Origin of the sequence: Pseudobacillus badius (genome assembly GCF_002189605.1) — a bacterium.
GTDB classification, from domain to species: domain Bacteria; phylum Bacillota; class Bacilli; order Bacillales; family Domibacillaceae; genus Pseudobacillus; species Pseudobacillus badius.
Genome location: NZ_MWMM01000006.1, coordinates 60,557 through 84,469, shown reverse-complemented (window position 1 = coordinate 84,469; position 23,913 = coordinate 60,557). Strand labels below are relative to the sequence as shown.

Annotated in this window: 19 protein-coding genes; 11 read left to right on the top strand and 8 right to left on the bottom strand. The window is 46.3% G+C overall.

From position 1 onward, the window contains the following. Positions 1-315 precede the first annotated feature (315 nt). Positions 316-1,044 carry a hypothetical protein gene (locus tag B1A98_RS11950; RefSeq protein ID WP_082821845.1) on the top strand — a complete coding sequence of 243 codons (729 nt, stop codon included), beginning with the start codon at positions 316-318 and terminating at the stop codon, positions 1,042-1,044. Positions 1,045-1,137: 93 nt separating this feature from the next. On the opposite strand, the gene B1A98_RS11945 is transcribed toward B1A98_RS11950, so the two are convergent. The 4 genes from B1A98_RS11945 to B1A98_RS11930 all read right to left on the bottom strand — a co-directional run bounded on the left by B1A98_RS11945 (position 1,138) and on the right by B1A98_RS11930 (position 7,822). Then, positions 1,138-2,775, bottom strand: coding sequence for a thiamine pyrophosphate-binding protein (locus tag B1A98_RS11945; protein WP_063386070.1), 1,638 nt, complete (start codon positions 2,773-2,775; stop codon positions 1,138-1,140). A gap of 25 nt (positions 2,776-2,800) precedes the next feature. Next, a complete protein-coding gene (locus B1A98_RS11940; RefSeq protein ID WP_063386069.1) occupies positions 2,801-5,581 on the bottom strand; it encodes a sensor domain-containing phosphodiesterase in 2,781 nt (926 codons plus the stop codon). A 418-nt stretch (positions 5,582-5,999) separates the two neighbouring features. Beyond that, positions 6,000-6,986 carry a sensor domain-containing diguanylate cyclase gene (locus B1A98_RS11935; RefSeq protein ID WP_063386068.1) on the bottom strand — a complete coding sequence of 329 codons (987 nt, stop codon included), beginning with the start codon at positions 6,984-6,986 and terminating at the stop codon, positions 6,000-6,002. Between the two features lie 14 nt (positions 6,987-7,000). Then, on the bottom strand, positions 7,001-7,822 hold the full coding sequence (locus B1A98_RS11930; RefSeq protein ID WP_063386067.1) for an alpha/beta fold hydrolase: 822 nt from the start codon (positions 7,820-7,822) through the stop codon (positions 7,001-7,003). 283 nt (positions 7,823-8,105) lie between these two features. Here B1A98_RS11930 and B1A98_RS11925 point away from each other — a divergent pair, with 283 nt between their 5' ends. Continuing rightward, complete coding sequence (locus tag B1A98_RS11925) at positions 8,106-9,557, top strand: carbon starvation CstA family protein (protein ID WP_063386066.1); 1,452 nt, start codon at positions 8,106-8,108, stop codon at positions 9,555-9,557. A gap of 208 nt (positions 9,558-9,765) precedes the next feature. Continuing rightward, positions 9,766-10,365 (top strand): undecaprenyl-diphosphatase, encoded by a 600-nt coding sequence (locus tag B1A98_RS11920; protein WP_063386065.1) that lies wholly within the window; start codon positions 9,766-9,768, stop codon positions 10,363-10,365. A 20-nt stretch (positions 10,366-10,385) separates the two neighbouring features. Here B1A98_RS11920 and B1A98_RS11915 read toward each other — a convergent pair whose 3' ends face one another. The 3 genes from B1A98_RS11915 to B1A98_RS11905 all read right to left on the bottom strand — a co-directional run bounded on the left by B1A98_RS11915 (position 10,386) and on the right by B1A98_RS11905 (position 14,210). Further along, positions 10,386-11,813, bottom strand: a complete 1,428-nt coding sequence (locus tag B1A98_RS11915) for a sigma-54 interaction domain-containing protein (protein WP_063386147.1) — start codon at positions 11,811-11,813, stop codon at positions 10,386-10,388. A gap of 136 nt (positions 11,814-11,949) precedes the next feature. Next, positions 11,950-12,735 carry a 3-hydroxybutyrate dehydrogenase gene (locus tag B1A98_RS11910; RefSeq protein ID WP_063386064.1) on the bottom strand — a complete coding sequence of 262 codons (786 nt, stop codon included), beginning with the start codon at positions 12,733-12,735 and terminating at the stop codon, positions 11,950-11,952. A gap of 35 nt (positions 12,736-12,770) precedes the next feature. Then, a complete protein-coding gene (locus B1A98_RS11905) occupies positions 12,771-14,210 on the bottom strand; it encodes a GntP family permease (protein ID WP_063386063.1) in 1,440 nt (479 codons plus the stop codon). Positions 14,211-14,636: 426 nt separating this feature from the next. Here B1A98_RS11905 and rluF point away from each other — a divergent pair, with 426 nt between their 5' ends. The 5 genes from rluF to B1A98_RS11885 all read left to right on the top strand — a co-directional run bounded on the left by rluF (position 14,637) and on the right by B1A98_RS11885 (position 19,432). Further along, positions 14,637-15,350 carry a 23S rRNA pseudouridine(2604) synthase RluF gene (gene rluF / locus B1A98_RS11900; RefSeq protein WP_205632198.1) on the top strand — a complete coding sequence of 238 codons (714 nt, stop codon included), beginning with the start codon at positions 14,637-14,639 and terminating at the stop codon, positions 15,348-15,350. Between the two features lie 251 nt (positions 15,351-15,601). After that, a complete protein-coding gene (locus tag B1A98_RS20915; RefSeq protein ID WP_255211745.1) occupies positions 15,602-15,733 on the top strand; it encodes a hypothetical protein in 132 nt (43 codons plus the stop codon). Between the two features lie 9 nt (positions 15,734-15,742). Continuing rightward, positions 15,743-17,305 carry a sodium/proline symporter gene (locus tag B1A98_RS11895; protein ID WP_063386062.1) on the top strand — a complete coding sequence of 521 codons (1,563 nt, stop codon included), beginning with the start codon at positions 15,743-15,745 and terminating at the stop codon, positions 17,303-17,305. A 12-nt stretch (positions 17,306-17,317) separates the two neighbouring features. Then, entirely contained in the window at positions 17,318-17,803 is a 486-nt protein-coding gene (locus B1A98_RS11890) for a hypothetical protein (protein ID WP_063386061.1), read from the top strand. Positions 17,804-17,914: 111 nt separating this feature from the next. Continuing rightward, entirely contained in the window at positions 17,915-19,432 is a 1,518-nt protein-coding gene (locus B1A98_RS11885) for a CoA-acylating methylmalonate-semialdehyde dehydrogenase (protein ID WP_063386060.1), read from the top strand. 47 nt (positions 19,433-19,479) lie between these two features. On the opposite strand, the gene B1A98_RS11880 is transcribed toward B1A98_RS11885, so the two are convergent. Further along, complete coding sequence (locus tag B1A98_RS11880; RefSeq protein WP_063386059.1) at positions 19,480-20,382, bottom strand: LysR family transcriptional regulator; 903 nt, start codon at positions 20,380-20,382, stop codon at positions 19,480-19,482. Positions 20,383-20,500: 118 nt separating this feature from the next. Here B1A98_RS11880 and B1A98_RS11875 point away from each other — a divergent pair, with 118 nt between their 5' ends. The 3 genes from B1A98_RS11875 (at position 20,501) to B1A98_RS11865 (ending at position 23,817) form a co-directional block, all read left to right on the top strand. Further along, positions 20,501-21,691: a coenzyme F420-0:L-glutamate ligase gene (locus tag B1A98_RS11875; RefSeq protein ID WP_041095618.1), complete on the top strand. Its 1,191-nt coding sequence runs from the start codon at positions 20,501-20,503 to the stop codon at positions 21,689-21,691. A 313-nt stretch (positions 21,692-22,004) separates the two neighbouring features. After that, a complete protein-coding gene (locus B1A98_RS11870) occupies positions 22,005-22,496 on the top strand; it encodes a hypothetical protein (protein WP_063386058.1) in 492 nt (163 codons plus the stop codon). Positions 22,497-22,590: 94 nt separating this feature from the next. After that, entirely contained in the window at positions 22,591-23,817 is a 1,227-nt protein-coding gene (locus B1A98_RS11865) for an NAD(P)/FAD-dependent oxidoreductase (protein ID WP_063386057.1), read from the top strand. Positions 23,818-23,913 lie beyond the last annotated feature (96 nt).

The window sequence follows — 23,913 nt, the reverse complement described above, 5'->3', positions numbered from 1 at the left end:
CGAATAAACTCTGGAACGCCGCTTAACAAAGCCTATTTGTTCTCATCGGTTATTATGTATTCTAATTTAGCACAATATGGTCTGTATTTATTAGTCATAGACTCCTTTGCCGCTGGAACTTTGCCCTTTCTATCGTTAAGGAATCTTACCATGTATGCAAAGGAATGACAAAGCAAAACCCTACGAACGTCTGTTTTTTCACAGATTTAAGACAATTTGCCGAATCAGGTCGTTCGTTGTGATTATTATTTACCATTTTTTCGAATAGTTGTGATATAATTGTAATTAATTGTTGATTTTTAATAGGAGTTTTCTATGCCAGGAGTCCATTCGGTTGATCTTTCATCCGAAATAAAGGAAAAAATGAAAGAAGCGTTACGAAAAAAGCTGAAAGGATCTGTTGCTGATATGGATCTAGATAGCCAACTCAATACGATGACAAAAGCTGAGAGGATGGACAGTTATCTTTGCTCATTTCGTTCACCGCCCGGCGCCGCGGAGATTTGCCAAGCAGTCGAAAAAAGCTTCGGCATCGACTTGGAGGCTGCGCCTGTCTTGCCGCAAGCACAAAAACACCTGCAAATTACCGCAAACTCTGCTATGTCTCCGTCTAGAACAGCCATCCATTCATACCTTGCTGACTGCGGACCTGTGCGAACAGGTGATGATGCACGCACGATGATTAACCACTTGTTTGGCGTGAACCTAACCGCTATTTCAGCCTTAGAAAAAGCAAGAATCTCTTTGTATTCCAAAGGACAGTGGATCATTCAGCACGATACAGATTTATTTGTTGTCGATACAGCAAACAAGGATGCCGATGTGAGAGTTTCTCCGACCGAATACTTTATCAAACAAACCGGCCTTCATGCACTGCCGGTTGAATTACAGCGTTCATTATCGCGCCTCGGGTTCTGCTGCGATGAACAAACAGGAAGCTATTATTTCTCCAATCCAGATGGCCAAGCGGTTTCTGACAGCTTTAAGGGCCAGACAATGCGAGCCATTGGTGAAGTGATTCAACAGCGGCTGTCCCATTTGTGAAAGCCACCTCATTTAAGAAGGTTTCCTTTGTCCGTCCTTGTGCGGGAACAAAGGAAACCTTTTTTAATTGGGCCGCAAACAGCTTAAACGAACTTATTTTGAAAAAGATGAGAGAAATTTCACTCGATCTCCCATTGGCGGAATATTATTATCGACTAAAGAAACTTCCAAAAGAGCGGGACCATCCAGGTCAATTAAGCGCTCGATCGCCTCTTGATTTACATCTTCCATGCGCTCAATTCGGAAGCTTGGGATATTCATAGCGTCCGCCAGAGCCGCAATATTGACCGGCTGCTGCTCAAACGCTGAATGGGAACGATGATACTGCAGCGTATGGCCATGGTAAACCATTCCTAGACGCGCATTATTCATGACAACAAATAGAATAGGCAGACGGTGCTCTTTGGCTGTTAAAATTTCCATCCCGTGCATGAAAAAGCAGCCATCGCCGGTAATGCATACGACCGGACGTTCCGGCTCTGCCAGCTTCGAACCGATAGCTGATCCAATGCCGCTGCCCATTGCCCCAAAGTGAACATTGATGTCATACGTATGAGAGTCGAACACATTCATGTGATGAATCACATAAGACATAAATTCACCAATATCCACCGTGTATCTCGTTGTCAACGGCAAATAATGCTGCAGCGCCGATAGCACATTTTTGGTATTGTACTCTTCTGTGTGCGGCAACTCGCTGCTTTTTTCAATTGGGCGATTTTCCTTTTTGGACAGCCCGAGCTCTTTCAATTCTTGTATTAAGGCGGATAAGCTTACGTGAATATCGCCCAACACAGGAAGATCGATAGGATATTTCCGGTGGAACACCGACTTATCAAAGTCCATTTGCACGGTAAAACGATTCTTCGTCAGGTTTTCGTTATAATTATTTGTAGCGGTCTCCCCCAGGCTTGAGCCGACAATCAACAAGGTTTCCCCTTCCCCGTCATTCATTAAAGCGGAGGCCGATTCATGGCCGGCAAACCCAAACACACCGGCAAGCAAAGGATGATTATCCGGGATCAGCCCTTTCGCTTGAGGTGTCACAACGATTGGCCAATCCAATAGCTCTGCCAGTTCAGTAACTAACTCGATAGAATCTCTCGCCCCTTGTCCGGCAAAGATATAGCCGCTTTCTCTTGCCGCGATTTCTTTTGCTGTGGTTTTGATTAACTGATTATCAGGGATCATGGGTGTTCTTGCAGGCAGGGAAGGAATGTCTGCATTCTCTACCACCCCCTGCTGCACATCAATTGGCATCGCAATATGAACAGGTCCCGGAACCCCTGATACAGCAATTTCTGTCGCTTTTACGACTTCAGCCAGCAAGTCCTTAGCATCGGTTACGGTGATGCTGTACTTAGTAACCGGCCGGAAAATCGGCTCTGCATTTAATTCTTGGGAAGCATTGAGGCCAACTGTATTTACAGGAACAGCACCAGTTAAGAAAAGCACCGGCAAATGCTCGCGCATAGCATTGGCGGCACCAGTAACAAGATTCGTGGCCCCCGGTCCGCTGCAGCCGATGCATACGCTCAGCTGTTTGGAATACTTAGCGTAAGAAGCTGCCATATAAGCTGCCGCCCCTTCATGCTTAGCAATGACCGGGGTAATATCAGGCATATCATAAAGCTCATCAAAAAATGCATTCACCGAGCCCGCCGGAATACCAAATACATGCTTAATTCCAATACCTCTTAGATACTGTAATACTGTGTGAACAGCTTTCATCACATCTTCCCCCATTCGTTTAGAATTAGTTCTCCGAATAAAAATACTGTCGAACGACATCTTCAGCCTTCAATGGACGGCTGAAAAAGTACCCTTGCATCAAGTAGCAATTTCGCGAAGAGAGAAAATCAGCCTGCTCTTTTGTTTCCACGCCCTCCGCGATCACATTCAAATGTAAATTCTGTGCCAAAGCAATAATCGTATTGGTAATGGCCGCGTTATCTTTATCGGTCATCACATCTTCGACAAATGATTTATCAATCTTTAAAGTGCTAATCGGCAGATCCTTTAAGTAGCCTAAAGAGGAGTAGCCTGTCCCAAAATCATCAATGGCGATATTGATTCCTGATTTCTTTAGCAGCTCCATTGTTTTTAAGGTAGCCTCTGTATTTTTAATAATTTGGTTTTCTGTCAGTTCCAGGTGTAAAAACTGAGGCTCAAGCCCCGTTTCTTCTAAAATGTTTCTGATCACTTGGAATAAATTATTCTCTTCAAACTGCCGGACCGATAGATTAACTGATACGCTGATGAGCGGGTAACCGCAATCATGCCAGGCTTTTACTTGTTTGCAGGCATTTCTTAAAACCCATTCCCCGATCGGCACAATCAAGCCGGTTTCTTCCGCAATCGGTATGAAGTCAGCCGGCGAGATGAAGCCTTCTGTCGGATGATTCCATCTCAGCAGCGCTTCCACCCCGATTATATCGCCCGTTCTGCTGTCTATTTGAGGCTGATAGTAGATAATTAGCTCGTCGCGGTCTAGAGCCTTATATAGCGCATTTTCAAACTTAATGCTTTCCAGCGTTCGGTTATCCATTCCGCTCCGGAAAAAGTGAAAGCTATTCCCTGATATTTCTTTCGATTTATACATCGCGGCATCTGCATTTTTAATTAACATTTCCGCTGTATCGCCATGCTCCGGAAACAGGCTGATGCCGATGCTTGTCTTAATATAGACTTCATTCCCTTTTAAATAAAAAGGTTTGTCGAAAAAGGAAATGACCTGCTCTACCACCTTGAGCACATCCTGATTGCTTTGAATGCCCGGCAAAATAATGGTAAATTCATCGCCGCCCTGCCGCGATACGACCGCCTCCTTTGGAATGCTGTCGCTCAGCCGCTTAGCCACATCCCGAAGCAATAAATCGCCATAGCTATGCCCAAGACTGTCATTAATCATCTTAAAACGGTCTAAATCCAAATATAAGACAGCGAGCCGCTCTTTATTTACTTGCGCATAAGATAATTCGTAATTTAACCGGTTATTCAACAGGACACGGTTAGGCAGGTTTGTGACATTATCAAAAAAAGCCAGGTACTCAATTTCCTGTTCCATTTGCTTTCTTTGGGTAATATCTTTAAATGTCACGACCTCCCCGATGACTTCCTTCCCTTCTGACATAGTAGAAATGACATATTCAACAGGAAAGCTGGAGCCGTCTTTGCGAACAAACTTTTGATCTGCTTCAGAATAGTGCAGCGCGCTATCTGTTTCCGCCTTTTCCGGCTCGTCCCTGCTGAAAATAACCTCTTCAGGCTTTCCGATCAGCTCGCCCTTCTCATAGCCGAGCATCGACTCGGCAGCCGGATTGCAAAAGGTCACCTTGCCCTCAAGATCCAAACCGAAGATGCCCTCACCGGCTGAATTCAAAATCAGTTCCTTCTCGCGGCTCAGCTGCCGCAATTCTGTGATGACTCTTTCAAGCTCTTTATTTTTGATTCTGATTTCCGACGTTCGTTCTTCGATGATAACCTCTTGTTTTTCCATATACAACAAATTAGCCAGTGTCGAGGCGGTGGCATCTACCACCGATTGAGCCAGCTGCCTGTCCGCTTCGGAGTAAATCATATCTTTCTCCTCAAAGTTGGCAACAGCTATCACGCCTAATACTTTTCCCATGGAGATCAATGGCAGAATGAAAAGCCCATTGATGCCAAAGTTCCGGCAAACAGCATGATTCGGCCTGTCATCAGCAAATACGTTAGGAATAAGCAGCGCTTTTTTGGTTGCTATCACCTCCCGAATTACTACGTCGTTCGTCTCATCAATCGTCATTCGGCTATGAGTCTGCATCCAGTCTTCTTCCGTCCAGTCACTGTCCTTGCTCAGCCGTGTCGGCCTGATGTTTCTTCCGGCTAAAGGATCAAGCAAATGGACGCCGACGTTATAGTTGTCTAATACCTTGCCGACGTAAAACAAACATTTATCTATTCCCTCCTGCATGGTGGAGCACATCGACAGTTCGCGTGTCACGTCCAGCAGCAGTTGTTTTTCAGCGATGAGATTTTCTTTGCGGGTCAAATTAACTGTATTGCGGATCGCAACAGCAGCCATATTAACATAAGCTTCAACGGTTTGAATCTCTGTTTCGGTTAAATTCATTGGGGTGCCGTAGTCGAACAAAAAGACAAGCCCGAACAACTCATCTTCATAGGAGATCGGAAGAGCAAGCAATGATTGTATTTTAAATCCGTTGACCGCTCTCGCGTCCGGACGGCCGTCTTGTGATGTATCTGGTATATAAATCGTCTTGCGTGTTTCGATAACTTCTTTGGCCAACAAATCTATTTCAGTATCAACCACATGCATATCAAGGGTCATGCCGTTAATAAAATCCGGCTTCCCCACATAGCCTCTAAACGTTCCATCTTTTTGCGGCAAATAGATTCCGACGGAGTCACACTGGACAATTTCTTCGGAAATGGCGATCGTTACTTGATCTAACACCTCCCTTAAATCTAACTTTGAGTTTATTAACTTTGTAATATTGGCGAGTCGAGAATATCTTGTTTGCTCTTTCGTCATTTAGTGTCCCCCATTGCTTGGCTTAGTGATCGAATAAAATGGCAATTACAGACTAATATAGTCCCATACGTCTAAGCTTGCTGAAAAATTCATCATAATATCCCAAGTAAAGATCTTCTCCTCTTTTTTCCTATTTTTAAATGCCCTATCCTTCAATGGATCAACTAGATATTTCTCCACTGATCATTGGCCTTGTTACTTAAAATGTTAGACTTTTCGAACCGCTCTTTGCAACCTTTCTTTTATCCTATTTACTTTAATTTTCAGCTCATTGCGTCCCTGTTTTTTCAATCTGTTTGCCGCAGCGCGAATAAAAAATGTCCAAGCGCTGATTGATCATGCATCTAAAGATGAAATGCCGGCGCATTTGTTATGAAAAATAAAGCTGCTTTGCAAACAGCACAGCAGCTTTATTCCTTCATTTATGATGCAGTCCGTCTGCTGCATGGGTCACACAATTTCGGCCGTTGTTTTTAGATTGATACAAGGCTTGGTCCGCTCTTGCCAAAATTGAAATGTTTGTATCCTCGGAAGTAACAGTCGCTGCCCCAATGCTTACTGTAACCGCACACTCACCCCATGAGTCCTGTTCGATCGCCGTCCGCAAGTCTTCCGCTGCCTGCTTCGATTGGCAGGCATCCATCCCCGGCAAAAGAACAATGAATTCCTCTCCGCCGTAGCGGGCGGCAAGGGCAGGCTCCTCCAGGCTCGCTTCCATTATTTGCGCAAGCTTCCGCAAAACCTGGTCTCCAACAAGATGACCCTGGGTGTCATTTATGTTTTTAAAGTGATCGACATCAAGGATTAAAACAGAAAAAAGCATGTGAGAAGCGGCGAAACGCTCCATGTAGGCATCAAGCTTCTCAATAAAGTAGCGCCGGTTTTTCAATCCGGTTAATGCATCTGTTACTGCTAACTTTTCTAACTCGGCATTTAATCTGATCAGTTCGGTTTGTTTCAATTCAATGTCACGGTGCAAGACTTCCAGCCTGCCAAGCGCCTCATCCTTCAGCCGGTAGGCTTCTTCGATTGTTGCTTTGGCGTTGCGAATCTCTTTTTCATAGTCAATTCTTTTGCTCATCTGGACGAATACACAATCTATGATTTCCTCTTCATCACCTCTGCGGCTCCGGCCATTTACAAGGACAGGGATGCTATCGCCTTGCTTGGACTTTAATGTTAAATACATTTCATTCACATATCCGTACAATTGAATAAATGGATAAAAGTAGGTGTGAAAAAGAAACTTGTTCGCCATAGACATCATTGATTCAATATGATGATCCAGTACATCCTTGCGGTCATAGCCAAACATGTTCAGAAATGTTTCGTTGACAGCCGTAATGATGCCGCGGTTCGTAATGGAGACATAGCCGCATGGGGCATGATTTAGCCGCTCATCCATTGGCAGGCCTCCCTTCACTGAACCAACTTCTCTTGAAGCTGTGAAAGATAGTCTTTAATCAGAGTTGCGGTCTCCTGCGGATGGCTCAAATGCGGATAATGCCCTTTTGCTTCCATTAAACGAAATGTGCTGTTTTTAAGGTGCCGATGCAAATACTGGCCAACTTCCAGAGGGACGATGCTGTCTTCTGAACATTGCAAAATCAGTGAAGGCGTTTGTGCCTTAGGCAAATCTTCGCGATGATCAGAAAAAAAGGTCACTTCTGCAAACTTTCGGGCCATGGCCGGGTCCGCTGAACAAAAACTCGTCTTCAATTCTTCCGTCAATGCAGGACGATCAGCATTATGCATAGCCAGAGGGGCTAGATAGCTGGCCCATCCAACAAAGTTCATTTCCATCATACCGAGCAATTCCTCGACATCCTCCCGTTCAAACCCGCCAAAATATTCCGGCCCATCATTTAAATAGCGCGGGGACGGCCCAACCATGATTAAGCATTCAAAGCAATCCGGTCTTTGGATAGATGCGAGCATGCCAATCATGGCACTGACAGAGTGGCCAACAAATATTGCTTGCTTTATTTGCAGTGCGTCCAACACTTCGAGCAAATCTTTCACATAGCCTTGGATCGTTCCATATCTCTCCTCATTGTAAGCTGCTCTATCTGAGTTGCCCGAACCAACATAGTCAAATAACACCACTTTATAGTCCTTTTCAAACGGGGGAGCGACAAACCGCCACATATTTTGATCACACCCGAATCCATGGGCGAATAGAATGGTCTTTTCTCCACTGCCCGTCACTGTCACATTGTTGCGTGTAAAAATAGTCGTCATTCCAGTAACCTCTTTTGCTATTTTTTAGAAGTATATGGGTATTTCTGTTACGAAAGAATCTAAGTCTACTATACACAAAAACAAGAAAGGGTTCATCCTTTAGATTTTTTCATACAATAGGAGGAATTATAGGCAGCGGTGATTCATATTCTGAAAAAATAGAAATTACTAGTTAAAAAGAAGGATTTTACATTTTTTACTCTCAATCCTCTCTTTCCTCTCCATATATTTACTATAATTACATTTGTAAGCGCATTCATATTCATGAATAAGGGGGAGAAGCATGTATACCTTTCTAGCAGGAATTGCCCTTTTAATTCTAGGTTACTTCACATACGGCAAGTTGATCGAAACTATTTTCGGGGTGAAAGCTGAACGGGCGACACCGGCCTACGTAAATAACGACGGAGTGGATTATGTGCCGATGAGCACGTCCAAAAATTCCTTGATCCAGCTGTTAAATATCGCGGGCACAGGCCCAATCTTCGGGCCGATTATGGGGGCGCTCTACGGTCCCGTCGCATTTATTTGGATTGTGGTTGGCTGTATTTTCGCCGGGGCCGTCCATGATTATTTAACGGGCATGATTTCCATTCGCAACCGCGGAGCCCATCTGCCTGAACTGGCAAGCAAATTTCTTGGCAAGGTCATGAAACATGTAGTCAATGCTTTTGCTATCCTGCTTCTTTTATTAGTCGGAACCGTGTTTGTATCTACACCAGCGAGCCTGCTGCACGCATTAATGAATGGCAAGGTCGCGTTAAGTCTCATCATTGCAGCTATCTTTGCTTATTATATTTTAGCGACTCTGCTGCCAGTGGATAAAATTATCGGCCGGCTGTATCCTTATTTCGGCGCCCTGTTAATCATCAGCGCGATCGGAGTGGGGATTGGCTTAGTCGTGACAGGCGCTCCGATTCCAGAGCTTTCCTTAAGGAACTTTCATCCGGATCATGCCCCTGTATTTCCTTTATTATTTTTTACCATAACTTGCGGGGCGCTTTCCGGATTTCATGCTACGCAAACACCGATGATTTCACGGACCACGCAAAATGAACAGCAAAGCCGGAAGATTTTTTACGGCATGATGATCGCAGAGGGCATTATCGCTATGATTTGGGCGGCGGCAGCTATGAGCTTGTTCAACGGCTATGGCGGATTGAATGAAGTGCTTGCGGCAGGCGGGCCAGGAGCGGTGGTCAGCGAAGTCTCTGCATCGATGCTTGGCGCGATCGGCGGAACGCTGGCCGTGCTCGGAGTCGTTGTTTTGCCGATCACTTCTGGAGATACCGCTTTCCGAAGCGCCCGCATGATTATTGCGGAGTATCTGACTATTTCTCAAAAGAAATTCTCTAGCCGCTTGTGGATTGCTTTGCCGCTGTTTGTGCTGTCCGTCTTGCTGACGCAAATTGATTTTAATATCCTGTGGAGATATTTCAGCTGGGCCAACCAGTCAACAGCGGTCATCGCCTTATTTGTCGGGGCTATGTATTTGTACATTGCCCGCAAAAATTACTGGGTGTCGCTCATACCGGGAACCTTCATGCTTGTCATGGTGCTCGCCTACATCTTGAATGCACCGATCGGGTTCGGCTTGTCCATGACGGCCTCCTGGATTGGCAGCACGATCGGCACAGTGATACTCCTTGCCCTCTTCTTCCACGCTGCTAAAAAGGCACGGGCAAACAATTTGCCGCTTGAAGATGATATTTCCGACTGGAATAGCGTTGCTTAGACAGGAGAGGCATATAGCAAAGAGAAAAAGCTGCCCGGGGCAATTTCCTCGGGCAGCTTCATTTGCTGATGAGCCTTACAAAAATGTAAGAGAAATGAAAGCTAATCAAATTTTTTCCTCTTTTTAAATAGCCTATACTTCTCTTTAAATACAGGCGATGCTGACAGACCATGCCAGGATCGCCTAAGGAAAAAGGAGAAGCCTTTCCATGAATTTATTTGAAATGAATATAAACCTGTTTCGGTCAATTAACGATTTAGGCAAGCAGTTTACACAGCTTAATCCAGCTATGGCATTCATTGCTGAGTATATGGTTATCGCGCTGGCTCTTGGCATCCTCTTGTTTTGGTTCACTAGGAACCGCACCCATCGCATGATGATCCTTTGCGGATTTATGGCTTTTGCAGCGGCGGAATTCATTGGAAAGGTAGCCGGAAAGCTCCATTCCAATCACCAGCCTTTTGCGGAACTGCCCGATGTTAACAAGCTCATCCACCATGCAGTGGATAATTCCTTTCCAAGTGACCATACGATTTTGTTCTTTTCTTTTTGCATGACGTTTTTCTTGTTTCATAGGCGCTGGGGAATTTTTTGGATGTTGCTGGCGTTCCTTGTCGGCTTCTCGCGCATTTGGGTTGGGGTGCACTATCCGGCAGACGTTCTGATCGGAGCAATCATCGGCATGTTTACAGCATCCATGGTTTATTTGACAGCCCCTCATCTTAATGCTGTGAAAAGATTTCTGGCGGCCATCGAAAAGATGGAGCGGGCCTTCTTTCCAGGCAAAGACCAGTCCAAGCAATATTGATTTTCTCTGTGGATCGCTGCTTACGAGTGAAGACCGTATAGTTTGCATTTATCATACAGGCTTGTTTTACTGATTTGCAACAGCTCAGCTGCCTTTAATTTATTGCCCTGCGCGGCGGCTAAGGCCCGTTGAATCGCCTGTTTCTCCATAGCAGCCATCTCTTCTTTGAGCGGCAGAATGGACAAGGGAGCCGCCTGCTCAGAGCAGGGGCTGCTATCCCCCTTTCTTTCGTCTCCGTTGCTGCCTCCAGCTTCTTGATCGCGCAAATATAAGGGGAGATGGCACAATTGAATGACCTTGCCATCCAATACATTGATGGAGCGCTCTAATACATTCTCCAGCTCACGGATATTTCCCGGCCAGGAATGGCCAGTTAGCCTTTCCATCACTTCTGGAGATAATTCCAGACTATGCCGGTAAAACCTTGGCTCAAGCTGTTTCAGCAAATATTGCGCAATCGCCGGGATATCCTTTTTCCGCTCTCTTAACGGCGGAATGTCGATTTTAATCACATTTAAGCGATAGTACAGGTCTTGACGAAATTGTCCCTCTGCCACCATTTTTTCAATATCCCGATGGGTAGCTGCAACAATCCGCACATCGATAGGAATCGACTTTTGGCCGCCTACCCGGCAAATTTCTTTTTCCTGCAGGACCCTTAACAATTTGCTTTGCATCGAAAGCGGCATGTCGCCGATTTCGTCCAAAAACAGCGTGCCTTTGTGAGCCAGCTCAAATTGCCCGCGCTTGCCGCCTTTTTTTGCTCCCGTAAAAGCCCCGTCCTCGTAGCCAAACAGCTCGGACTCAAGGAGATGCTCCGGAATCGCGGAGCAATTAATAGCGACAAAGGGGCTGGATGCTCTCGTGCTGCGGTGATGGATAGCATGGGCGAACAACTCCTTGCCCGTGCCGGACTCGCCTATCAGCAAAACAGAAGAATTGCTTCCTGAAATTCTTTCAGCAAGCGTTTTGGCAGCAAGAAAGGCCGAACTATCGCCAATTAAATCGTTAAAGCTGTATTTGCTTTGCAAGTCCTTTTGCGCTTTCGCTTGGTAATAGCTCAGCTCTTCAACCAGCCCTTGTATTTTCGTTTTGTACATTTGCCATTCTTCAGGATTCCGGAACATCACGCTGCCGACGGCCCCGACAATTTCTCCATCTTCAAATAGCGGAAACCGATTGGCAATCATCTCGCTGCCGTTAATAGACTGCAGGGCAGCCAGCTCGGTTTCTCCCGTTTGGGCAACAATATGCATGCGCGAATTCTCAATGACCTCCTGCACTGGCCGGCCCGCTGCTTCCTCCACCGTTGTGCCGATAAACTCACAATATGGTTCATTAATGTACAAAATAACTCCATGGCGGTCGACAACAACGACTCTTTCAGCTAATAGATTGATCATTTGCTCATACCAGCTTGCCGGTATTCTTTCAAATATCCGCTTCATCTTGCCGTCCCCCTCTTTTGCATTCATTTGCTTATTATAACAAATCATTACCCATAAATTTCCTTGTTCAATAAAGACCTTAACGAAAAAAAAGATCCCCGCTCTCATCCATCGAGCAGGAATCCTTTTTCGTTTTTTATTGGGCGGTATAGCCTCCATCCAGTATCACGGCTTGCCCGGTCACTCCCCTTGCTTTATCGCTGGCCAAAAAAACAGCATAATCGGCAATCTCCCCCACGGTCAAAAGCCGTTTTTGCGGAACGAGCGGCAGGAGAACCTCCTCAATGGCTTCATTCAGGCTGACGTTTCGGGTTTTCGCCAGGTCTCCCAGCTGCCCCCTGACAAGCGGGGTATCCACGTAGCCGGGGCATAAAGCATTTACCGTAATGCCGTGCTGGGCTCCTTCTAAGGCGGCTACCTTTGTTAAGCCGATCACCCCGTGCTTCGCACTGTTATAAGCTGCTTTGCCGGCAAAGCCGATCACCCCATTAATTGAAGCCATATTAATAATGCGGCCGAAGCCTTGCTTTTTCATCAGCGGAAAGACATGCTTGATTCCGATAAACGGGGCCGTCAACATGACCTTGACCAGCCGCTCGAAGGTCTCTGTCGGAAAGTCTTCAATCGGAGCAACATGCTGAAGACCCGCGTTATTAATTAAAATATCAACGCGCCCAAATGCCTCCTGTGCGGATTGCAGGCTGTGCTTGTAAGCTTCCTCATCGGTCACATCGCATGGAGCAGCCATTGCTTTCCATCCCTGATCCTTTAATTCTGAGGCGGCCTGCCCGCTTTTTTCAGCGTTCAAATCGGAAATGACGACGTTGGCTCCTTCTTGCGCAAACGTCTTGGCAACTTCCAATCCGATTCCGCTGGCTGATCCTGTAATAAAGGCTGTTTTCCCTGATAATGTTTGGTTCATGATTTTTTGCCTCCTTGCGTATTCAAACTCTTTCATTAAACAATGCCGAAGAACGTATAAAGAGCGATGACGACGAAAACCGCCAGTGTTTTAATAATGGTGACAGCAAAGATATCCTTGTATGACTGCTTATGGGTTAGTCCGGTAACGGCAAGCAGTGTGATAACGGCTCCGTTGTGAGGAAGTGTATCCATGCCGCCAGAGGCCATCGCTACGACGCGGTGCATCACTTCCGGCGGAATGTTAGCTGCGGCAATCGCTTGATTGTAGGTATCTGCCATAGCTCCCAAAGCAATCCCCATGCCGCCGGAAGCAGACCCTGTCATCCCGGCGAGTGTAGTTGTCGTCACAGCCCCATTCACGAGCGGGTTGGTGAAGGTTTGTGAAATCCCATCGCTGATGGTTGCGAATCCCGGAAGAGCGGCAATAATTCCGCCAAATCCGTATTCGGCCCCGGTGTTCATTGTTGCCAGCAAGGACCCGCCAATAGCTGAATTTACCCCTTCTTTGAAGCCTTGTGTCACCCGCTTCCAATCATAGGCGATTGCTGTAACTATACCCACAAGCAGAGCCATTATAATCGCCCAGACCGGAGCAGCGGCTGCTACATCAACGGAATAATCCTTCAAGCCGATGGCGGAAAAGTCGAAGCCGTCCGGATACCATTTTGGAATATAGGTGATAAACAGTTTGTTTGTTACACCGACAAGCAGCAGCGGAACAAAGGCCAGGATCTGCCGGGCAACGGATTGCTGTGACGTTAAGTCAGGGCGAAAAGCAGTCTCCTCTTCGGCTTTCGCGCCTTCTGCTGCAGCCGCATGTTCATCCGCAAATCCGCAGTAGCCTTCACCTGCTTTTTCGGCTTTCTTTCTTCTTGACTCCAAATAGAACAGTCCGGCGGCCAGGACAAGCACTCCGCCAATTATGCCAAGTGTCGGAGCCGCGTAAATGTCGGTTTTAAAAAAGGAAATAGGAATGACATTTTGAATTTGAGGCGTTCCCGGCAGAGCATCCATGGTGAAGGTAAATGCCCCAAGAGCAATCGTACCCGGAATCAGGCGTTTCGGAATGTTCGCTTGCCTGAATATTTGTGCGGCAAATGGATAAATAGCAAACACTGCCACGAATAAACTGACGCCGCTATACGTTAAGATCGCCCCGAGCAAAACAATGGCCAGCATCGCCCGTTTGGCGCCGATCAAGCGGACGATCGTCTTGGCGATAGACTCGGCGATCCCAGACATTTCTACAACTTTTCCGAAGATCGCTCCCAATAGAAAAACCGCGAAATACGATTTAATAAATCCAACCATTTTTTCCATGAACACTCCTGAGAAAAAAGGCAGAACATGGAGCGGGGCAACGAGCAAAACAGCAAGCAGCGCACAGATGGGCGCCAATAAGATAACTGAATATCCGCGATAAGCAAAAAAGATGAGAAGGCCAAGCGACAATAAAATAACAAATAAATCCATCTAGATCCCCCCTGTATTCGATGTTTTAGTAAGCGCTTACAAACAGCCGCTTTGAAATGATTCTTATCCTTCTGTTACTGGATCAGCAGCACAATAGGCACAAGCTTTTTCCGGCCCCCTTTTTTACGATTATCCTGTTTTTTTCTCATTTATTTTAGGACCCCTGCTCCTTCGTCTCCTTATGATAATGCAAATACCATACCAATCAGCAAACCTTCCAAAATGGCTTGCTGCCTGACCGATGCTTATTTACCGCCAGCCTCTGCTTTCCGAAAAGACGGAAAGTTCCTTTTTTCCGGAAACACTTACGAATCAAAATTCCGGAAAAACGGAAAAGAGGCATTTGCTCCGAGGAAAAGGAGCGCCGCTCTTGAAAATAACCGGAAGATTAAGTTATTCTTAGACATACAATTCTTACTTAAGGCTGTGATCAACATGCGTATCAATAAATTTATTAGCGAATCGGGCAAAACATCCAGAAGGGGAGCAGATAAATTAGTTGCCGAAGGGCGCGTCACAATTAACGGCAAATTAGCAGAAATGGGGAGCCAGGTAGAACCGGGAGATCAGGTACGGGTGGATGGAGAGCTTGTACATAGAGAGAACAATCACGTCTATATCGCCTTAAACAAACCAGTCGGCATCACCAGCACAACCGAAAAACATGTCGAAGGCAACATTGTCGACTTTGTGAACCATCCGTTAAGAATTTTTCATATTGGCCGGCTGGATAAAGACTCAGACGGGCTGATCCTGCTCACCAATGACGGCGACATTGTAAACGAAATTTTGCGGGCGGAAAACAACCACGAAAAAGAGTATATCGTGTCTGTCGATAAGCCGATTACTCCTGAGTTCTTGAAAAAAATGGCGAGCGGCGTAGAAATCCTGGGAACAAAAACGCTTCCTTGCGAAGTGATCCAAACCTCAAAATATGAATTTCATATTATCTTAAAACAAGGCTTGAACCGGCAAATTCGCCGCATGTGTGCGGCCCTCGGTTATAAGATCAGCAGGCTTCAGCGCATCCGCATTATGAATGTCCATTTAGGAAATCTTCCTCTTGGCCAGTGGCGGGATTTATCGGCAAAAGAACGTGATCAGCTCTTTAAGGATTTAAATTACAAGCCAAAGCAGTGATAACGAACAAAGGGGCGGCCCAAAAGGTCATGAGAAATGACCGTTGGGACCGTCCCCTTTCTTTTTCTAAGACAGGCGGGAAAGAAGGAAAGCGCAGCTTCAGCCTCTTCCCTGTATTCTAGCCCCATCCCGCGCCATCTAACAAACTGTATGAAATAGTCTGATTTTTAATAACATTTTGTCTATTGTTCATCTGGACAATCGGTTATATAGTCTACATAACCATTTGTCAGCGGTTAGGAGGTGATGACGTGTTCAACTTGCCTGCAGAAACCTTTTGGTGGCTTGTCCCCTGGCCTTTTATTTGGCTAGGTCTAGGAGTCATTCTGTACTTTAAGCTGAAAAGGGAAGATGAAGCAGAGGAAAATGAAAATCATAGTTAGGAGGGATACATGTTGAGCATGGATGGGATTATTTTCGTCGTCTATATACTCACTCTGTTAGGGATTGGGCTTTGGTTCTCCCGCCGGTCGTCCCAATCCTCAGAGCAGTATTTACTCGGAGGCCGCTCGCTTGGTCCGGCGGTTACTGCCATGACTATGCAAACGACCGCTATGAGCGGCTATATGTTTATGGGCGCCCCGGCGCTGGCTTTTCAGTATGGCTGGTATGCTGTCTGGTATGCAATCGGAGATGCAGGCGGCTCTATTATCAATTTATCCGTTTTAGGAAAGCGGATGCGCCGAATGTCCGAATTATTGGGAGCGCTTTCACCTATTGAATTTCTGGAAAAGCGGTTTGAAAGTGCCAGCGTCCGCGTCATTGGCGCATTGATCTCCATCGTCTTCCTCTTCGCCTATGTTTGCGCCCAATTTATTGCAGCCGGAAAAGCAATGGCGGCCTTGACCGGATTTACATATGAATGGTCATTAATTATCGGCATCAGCGTCATTATCATCTACACAGTAGCCGGCGGTTACTTAGCCGTTGCCTACACCTCTTTTGTCCAAGGAGTCATTATGGTTCTCGGAGTGGCGGGAATCGGATTTCTGGCTTACTTCCATGTTGGCGGATTAACAGGCCTTAATGGCGCTCTTGAAAAAATGGATCCAACCTACTTAAGCATCTGGGGGAAAGATTTAGCCTTTTACGGCCAATGGGGCGTTGTGTTAGGCGCCATTCTGATCTTCTCTATCGGCTACATGGGACTTCCTCACGTTGTGGTACGGCACATGTCCATGAAAAGCACAAAAACGGTTAAAGGAGCTATCCTGATCAGCGCGATCTGGAACCAGTTCTTTATTTTTATTCCGTATATTCTCGGACTGATCAGTATCATTCTTCTTCCGGACATAAAAGATCCGGAAATGGCGATTACACAATTAGCCTACACGCTCTTCCCTGGTTTATTTGCTGCCCTTCTCTTATCGGCAGTCATGTCGGCGGTGATGTCCACTGCTGATTCACTGCTGATGCAAGCGGGAACCATTCTGTCCCGTGATGTCTATCAGCGATTTATCAATCAAAACGCAGCTCAACAAACGACCATCCTTGTCTCCAGACTTTGTATTCTAGGAGGCGGAATTGTCGGCATCATCGTTGCCATCTACGAACCTCCTTCTATCTTTGGATTGGCTGTGTTTGCTTTCGGCACACTCGGCAACAGCTTCCTCGTTCCTTATGTGGCTTCTGTTTACTCGAAGAAAGCCAACTATATCGGTTGTTTATGTGCCATGGTCGGCGGCGCTGCCACAAACATTGCCTGGACTTCGCTGAATTTAGAGGCGGCTACAGCCGTCCACCCCTTTTTGGCGGGCCTGGCGGTTTCCTTGCTGGGCATGGTCATCGGCAGCCAATTTGGGAGCAAACCTTCCCAGCGGATACAGGATATTTTTGAACAATCGAAAAATAAGCGATTTTTTTCAAAGGAATTTGACCAAAATATTGCCCGCCATTTAGCGCCGGAAGCCAAAAATATATCTAAGTTTCTGGCGAAGGAAGCGGAGAACTATTAAGGAGAGCTGCTCATGACGTCCATATTGGCTCAAAAACCTGTATTGGCTGAAGAAGAAGTACTTAGGGGGCTGCAGCAATATGACCGCCGCGCCAAGGTGCAAATTAGCCAAATGATTCTTTATCCCTATTACTTTTTCGAATATACCCTTCGCGCTAAAAGCCTGCTTAAGCTGAACGGAAAAGTGGCGTGCACAATTGATGCGCTGAGCGAACAGGGCGCATTGGCCGATGTTCAGCCTGAATTTTCCCCTTCTCCGGCGAAGGAGAGCGGGATGCTTCCTGTTGCCGTAGCAAAGGATGAGGCAAAAAGGCTGGCAGAGAACTTTATCATTCATACACTTTCGCAAAAAACAAAATTCCTTACGGTTCCCCGTCTTCACTTAGCGGACAGCTCCTTATTTTACCGGCCGTTTTGGCTGGCGCAGTACAGGCGGGCTGCACACGGACAGCAGCAATTGATCGTTGATGCAGTCAGCGGCAGCTATCACCCTTTATAACTAGCTTTCTTGCAATCAGCAATTCTTATCATTTACAGGCAGCTGCCTGTATAGACTAGTGAATGAGCGTTTTCTCACAAAAAATAATATATAAGGTGGCGAAATAGACAGATGGAAAAATTAGTTGGCGTACAAACAATCACTCATTTTATAGGCGGGGAGATGAAGCCGGGAACGAGCGGCCGCTTCGGAAAAGTATTTAAGCCGTCCACAGGGGAAGTCATGGTTCTATGCCCGTATGCTTCAGCGGAGGAAGTCAATGAAACGGTAGCAATAGCTAAAAATGCTTTTGCCGGCTGGAAGAAAACGCCTGTCGCTCAACGGGTGGAGATCATTCACCGCTTTAGAAGCCTGCTCGTCGAGAAAACGGAGGAGCTTGCCCAGTTAATCGGACTCGAAAGCGGCAAAACCATTTCGGATGCCAAGGGGGAGATTAGCAGAGGACTAGAATCAGTTGATTTAGCGATAAATGCTCCTCATCTGCTCAAGGGAGAGTATTCTGTCAATGTCGGCGGCGAAATTAATGCTTATTCCATTAAGCAGCCGCTTGGTGTAGTAACAGCCATTTCTCCTTTCAACTTTCCGTTTATGGTTCCTGTCGCTATGGCAACGATGGCGGTCGCCTGCGGAAATGCCGTCATTTTAAAGCCGTCAGAGAAAGTGCCGAACTCCGCTTTGTTTTTCTCGAAGCTGTGGAAAGAGGCTGGATTGCCGGACGGTGTATGGAACGTCGTGAACGGTGACAAGGAAGCTGTCGATGCTTTGCTCAAGCACCCGGATGTTCCAGCGGTTTCATTTGTCGGCTCTACCCGGATTGCCCAGTATATTTATGAGGAAGGCTGCCGCAATCATAAGAGAGTCGCTGCCTTTGGCGGCGGAAAAAACCATATGATCATCATGCCGGATGCGAATTTAGATCATGCGGTGAATTCCTTCCTCGGAGCAGCCTATGGCGCAGCATCCCAGCGCTGTATGGCCATTTCCGCAGCAGTGCCTGTCGGAGAAAAAACAGCGGAAGCGTTCGTTGCTAAGTTAAAACGACGCGTACAAGACTTGAAGGTCGGCGCTTACAATGATACGGATGCCGACTTTGGGGCTTTGATTTCACAGGAGTCAAAAGAAACGGTTATCAAGTATATTGAGCAAAGCCTGCAAGAAGGCGCCGAGCTATGCGTGGATGGACGCCATCCCGAGGTTCCGCATTCCCAAGGCTTCTATCTCGGGGCTACCCTGCTGGACCATGTCACTCCTGACATGCAAATTTACCGCGAGGAGGTGTTTGGTCCGGCGCGGATCGTCGTTCGCGTAAACAGCCTAGACGAGGCGATCGAATTGATTAACAACCACGAATACGGCAATGGCGTCACCATCTTTACGAACAATGGCTATGCAGGCCGGACATTCGCCGAGCAAATTGAAGTGGGCATGGTCGGCATCAATGTGCCAATTCCGATCCCGGTAGGGTATCATAACTTCGGCGGCTGGAAGCGTTCCAAGTTTGGCGAAAGCCATATGTTTGGACCGGATACTGCCCGCTTCTTCACAAAATCAAAAACCATTTCAGAAAGATGGCCGGAAAACGACATTCAACATGATCAAGTGAATTTTGATTTCCCAAGCAACCGCTGAAACGGCAGATCGAACATTCGGCAGGAGGCGCCTCCTGCCGAATGTTCCTATCTTCCAATCCCCTGATCCCGAAGCTGAATCGTCTCCACAAATTTCGTCGCAGCAGTAGATAAGGGCACGCTTTTCAAAAAGCAGATACCGATGCTTCTCTTCGGTATCTCCTCCAGCAATTGAATTTCATGCACAGCTCCTTTATTTAAATAGTCAAGTGAAAATTCCTTCGTCACACAGGCTATTCCTAAATTAATTCTGGCAAATTCGAGCAATAAATCATGCGAGCCCAATTCAAATTCGGGTGAGATTTTCAAGCCCTTGGATAAGATGAAATCCTCTACATATTTTCTGGAGTTGGATCTCGGCTCCAGGAAAATCAAGGGCAGCTTCGCTAACTGCTGGAAGGCTAATGGCTGCGGCAATGTGTGCTTATATTTTTCTCCGCAAACAAAAATGTCCTGAACATCCAGGCACGGCAGCTTTTCAAACACCGGATCATCAATGGGAAAATTACAAATCGCAATGTCCACTTCTCCTGATTTTAAAATGGAACAAAGCTCTGAGGTGGTGCCATTGACGATTTTAAATTTAATATTCGGATACCGGTTATGAAAAGCTTCTAAATACGGAAGCAAGAAATAGCGGGAGATCGTATCGCCTACACCAATTTTCAGTTCGCCGATCGTCAAATTCTTGAATTCCAGGATCTTTTCTTCTCCGACATCAATTAAATGAATCGCTGAATGGACATATTCAAACAAAAGCTTTCCTTCATTCGTTAACGAGACCCCCTTAGGTGTCCGGTTAAACAGCCGTGTATCCAATTCCCTTTCCAATTGCATCATCGCCTGGCTGACGGCCGGCTGCGTCATATAGAGGGCTTTGGCTGCTTTTGAAAAACTTCCGCTTTCTGCGACGATGCAAAACACCTTGTATAAATCCAGCTTGCTAATCATATAACTGCTCCTTATATAGACTATTAGACATATTAACTTTACTTATAACATTAAGCCCATGTATAGTACAAGTAGATCTAGTTTACATTCACTTCATTAGCCATAAGGAGCGATTATATTGGAAAGAGTAGTTGGAACGGTTGTTAGAGGCCTGCGCGCCCCTATCATTAATCAAGGGGACAATATTGAAGAAATCGTTGTAGACAGCGTGCTGAAAGCCGCAGAGGTGGAAGGCTTTACAATTAATGATAAAGATATTGTAACGGTTACAGAGTCAATCGTAGCTCGTGCCCAAGGAAATTATGCGACAATTGACCATATCGCAAAAGATGTACAGGCTAAATTCGGAGAGGATACGATCGGTGTCATCTTCCCAATCCTTAGCCGAAACCGCTTCGCTATTTGCCTGCGCGGCATTGCTAAAGGCGCGAAAAAAATCGTGTTAATGCTGAGCTATCCATCGGATGAGGTCGGCAACCACTTAGTGGATATCGACCACCTTGACGAAAAAGGCGTCAATCCTTGGACAGATGTGCTGACAGAACAGCAATTCCGTGACCATTTTGGCTACAACAAGCATACATTTACAGGCGTTGATTATATCGATTACTATAAATCGTTGATTGAAGAATACGGCGTTGAATGCGAAGTCATTTTCTCAAATAACGCGAAAACGATTTTAGACTATACAAAGAATGTTTTAACTTGCGATATACATACGAGAGTTAGAACAAAAAGAATTTTGACTGCGCACGGCGCCGAAAAGGTTTACAGCCTGGATAACATCTTATCGGCATCAATTGACGGCAGCGGTTATAACGAAGCTTATGGTTTATTAGGATCCAATAAAGCAACCGAAGACAGCGTGAAGCTTTTCCCGCATAATTGCCAGCCGATCGTTGACCGCATTCAGCACTTGCTGAAAGAAAAAACAGGCAAAAACGTAGAGGTTATGATTTACGGAGATGGAGCCTTCAAAGATCCAGTGGGTAAAATTTGGGAGCTTGCAGATCCAGTCGTATCCCCGGCTTACACATCCGGCCTTGAAGGCACGCCTAATGAAGTCAAGCTGAAATACTTGGCCGACAATAACTTTGCCCATTTAAGCGGCGACGAGCTGAAACAAGCCATTTCAGCGTTCATTGACAAGAAGGAAGCCGATCTTGTTGGATCAATGGAAGCACAAGGCACAACGCCTAGAAGACTGACTGATCTTATCGGTTCTTTATCTGATTTAACTTCTGGAAGCGGAGATAAAGGAACGCCAATCATCTTTATCCAGGGCTATTTCGATAACTACACAAAATAAATAAATGCCCTCAGCTTGCCGGCAAAAGGGATGCGGAATGACTGATTCCGCATCCCTTTTTTGATGTTTATTCCAAGAACTTAGAGAGAACAGCAGCCTGCTCTGCACTCATGCTTCAGCGTATTTTTAGTGCCGGGAAAGGTCAACTGGAAATCAACCGCTGCCAGCTGCAAGCAACATGAAAAGAGCTGCAGCGATTCCCGCACAGCAGGCATCGCTTTTTATGTAGGCCGGGAAAGGAGCTTCACCGCTCTCCGCCTGCTGGCATACACTATCTTTTAACTGGCTGCTAAAAAATAGAGGAGGTTTGAACATGGTCATTTTCGCTTCTTTCCATGGCACGGTCACCGCGATCAGCGACTTTGCGACAGGACAAAACGGGGCAAGCGACGGCTGCTACCAGCTGCTTTCTGTCCAAAATGAGCGCGGGGAAACCGTCCACTTTGTCGTAGCGCCTGCTACTTATTTTGTCGACCAAGACATGGTTTCTCCAGGCGATCAGATCACCGGCTACTATGATCAGAACGCTCCCGTCCCGCTTATTTATCCGCCGCAATACCGGGCCCTCATCGTGGTTAAAGACAATCCGTACCGAAATGTAAAAGTAGACTACTTTAACCGGCAATTAACGAGCAGCGACGGTTTATTAAAACTGAATCCGGCTGCCAACACCAAGGTTCTCTTAACTAATGGGCAGGCGTTTTCCAAAAGTCCCGCCAACCGGAATTTAATTGTGATTTACGGACCGGCTACAAAAAGCATTCCTGCCCAGACTGCCCCTTACAAGATCATCGTATGGTGCTGATCCTTCCTCCCGGCCGGCTATTCAAACTGGCTGCATGGGCAAAAGCCGCTTGGAGATAGTAATAGTATGACCTTTTAAAATCAGGAGGAAGCAAATGAATCTACAATCTGGAACCTATTACTGGCCGACAACCTTTCCCGATGCTCCGTCCTATCCGGCATTGACCGAAGATCTAGTCTGCGATGTCTTAATTATTGGCGGCGGAAGCTCTGCAGCCCAATGTGCGTATTACCTCTCCCGTGCTTCCTTGCGCGTAGCGGTGATCGAAAAAGGGCAAATCGGCAGCGGAAGCACCAGCACGAATACAGCGCTTATTCAGTACTCCGGCGAAAAAATGTTTACGAGCCTGATTCATACCTTTGGCGAGGAATATATCGCAAGACATTTAATGCTCTTGAAAGAGGCAATCAATGAACTGGAGAAGGCAGCACAAGCAACGGACATTGATTATGAATTCCGCCGCAGAGATACTCTTTATTTCGCAAGCTGCCAGGAGGATATTGCCTCTTTAAAAGCAGAATATGATTTTCTGAAGCAGCATGGCTGTGATCTGGATTTTTTGTCTCAAAGGGACATAGAATCAAACTATCCCTTCAGCAGAGAAGCAGCCATCTATTCTTACAACGATGGCGAGCTCAATCCTTTTAAATTTACTCACTCTTTATTGGATGACGCCGCCAAGAAGGGTGTCCGTATTTACGAGAAGACAGAAATGAACGGGCATCATTACGACCAGCAAAGAGACCAAGTAATTATTTCAACGAAAACAGGCCATTCCATTCAGGCGCGCCATGTTATTTTTGCGGCAGGCTATGAAGGAATGGAGATCAAAAAAGAGAAAAAAGCTTCCTTCGTCAGTACTTATACAGTGACGACTAAACCGGTAGAGGACCTTTCCTCGTGGTATAATCGGACACTCATTTGGGAAACGGCCAGGCCCTATTTGTTTATGCGCACAACGGCCGACAACCGAATCATTGTCGGCGGCCTGGATGAAAACACAGCTTATCCCGAAGACAGGGACAGCAAGCTGATCCATAAAAAGGACCAGCTCCTTAAGGAATTCACAAACATGTTTCCTGATATTGAAACAGAACCCGATTATTATGTAGCCGCCTTTTATGGCGGCACCGTGGACGGGCTCCCGATTATCGGCATTTATGATGATTACCCTCATTGCTATTTCTTATTTGCTTTTGGCGACAACGGCACAGTGTACAGCCAGGTGCTGGCGAAAATTATTGCCGAGGAAATTATCCGGGGAAACAGCCCAGACCTGCCGTTATATTTACAGAACCGGCCGCTGATCCCCCAAAAATAGGCTGTGCCAAAGAATGAGGGTAGTTTTTCCATCAATAGATGCTTTCCGTAGGAGTCGCCGCCTTGCGCGCTTTTTCATGAACGATGAAGACAGCAA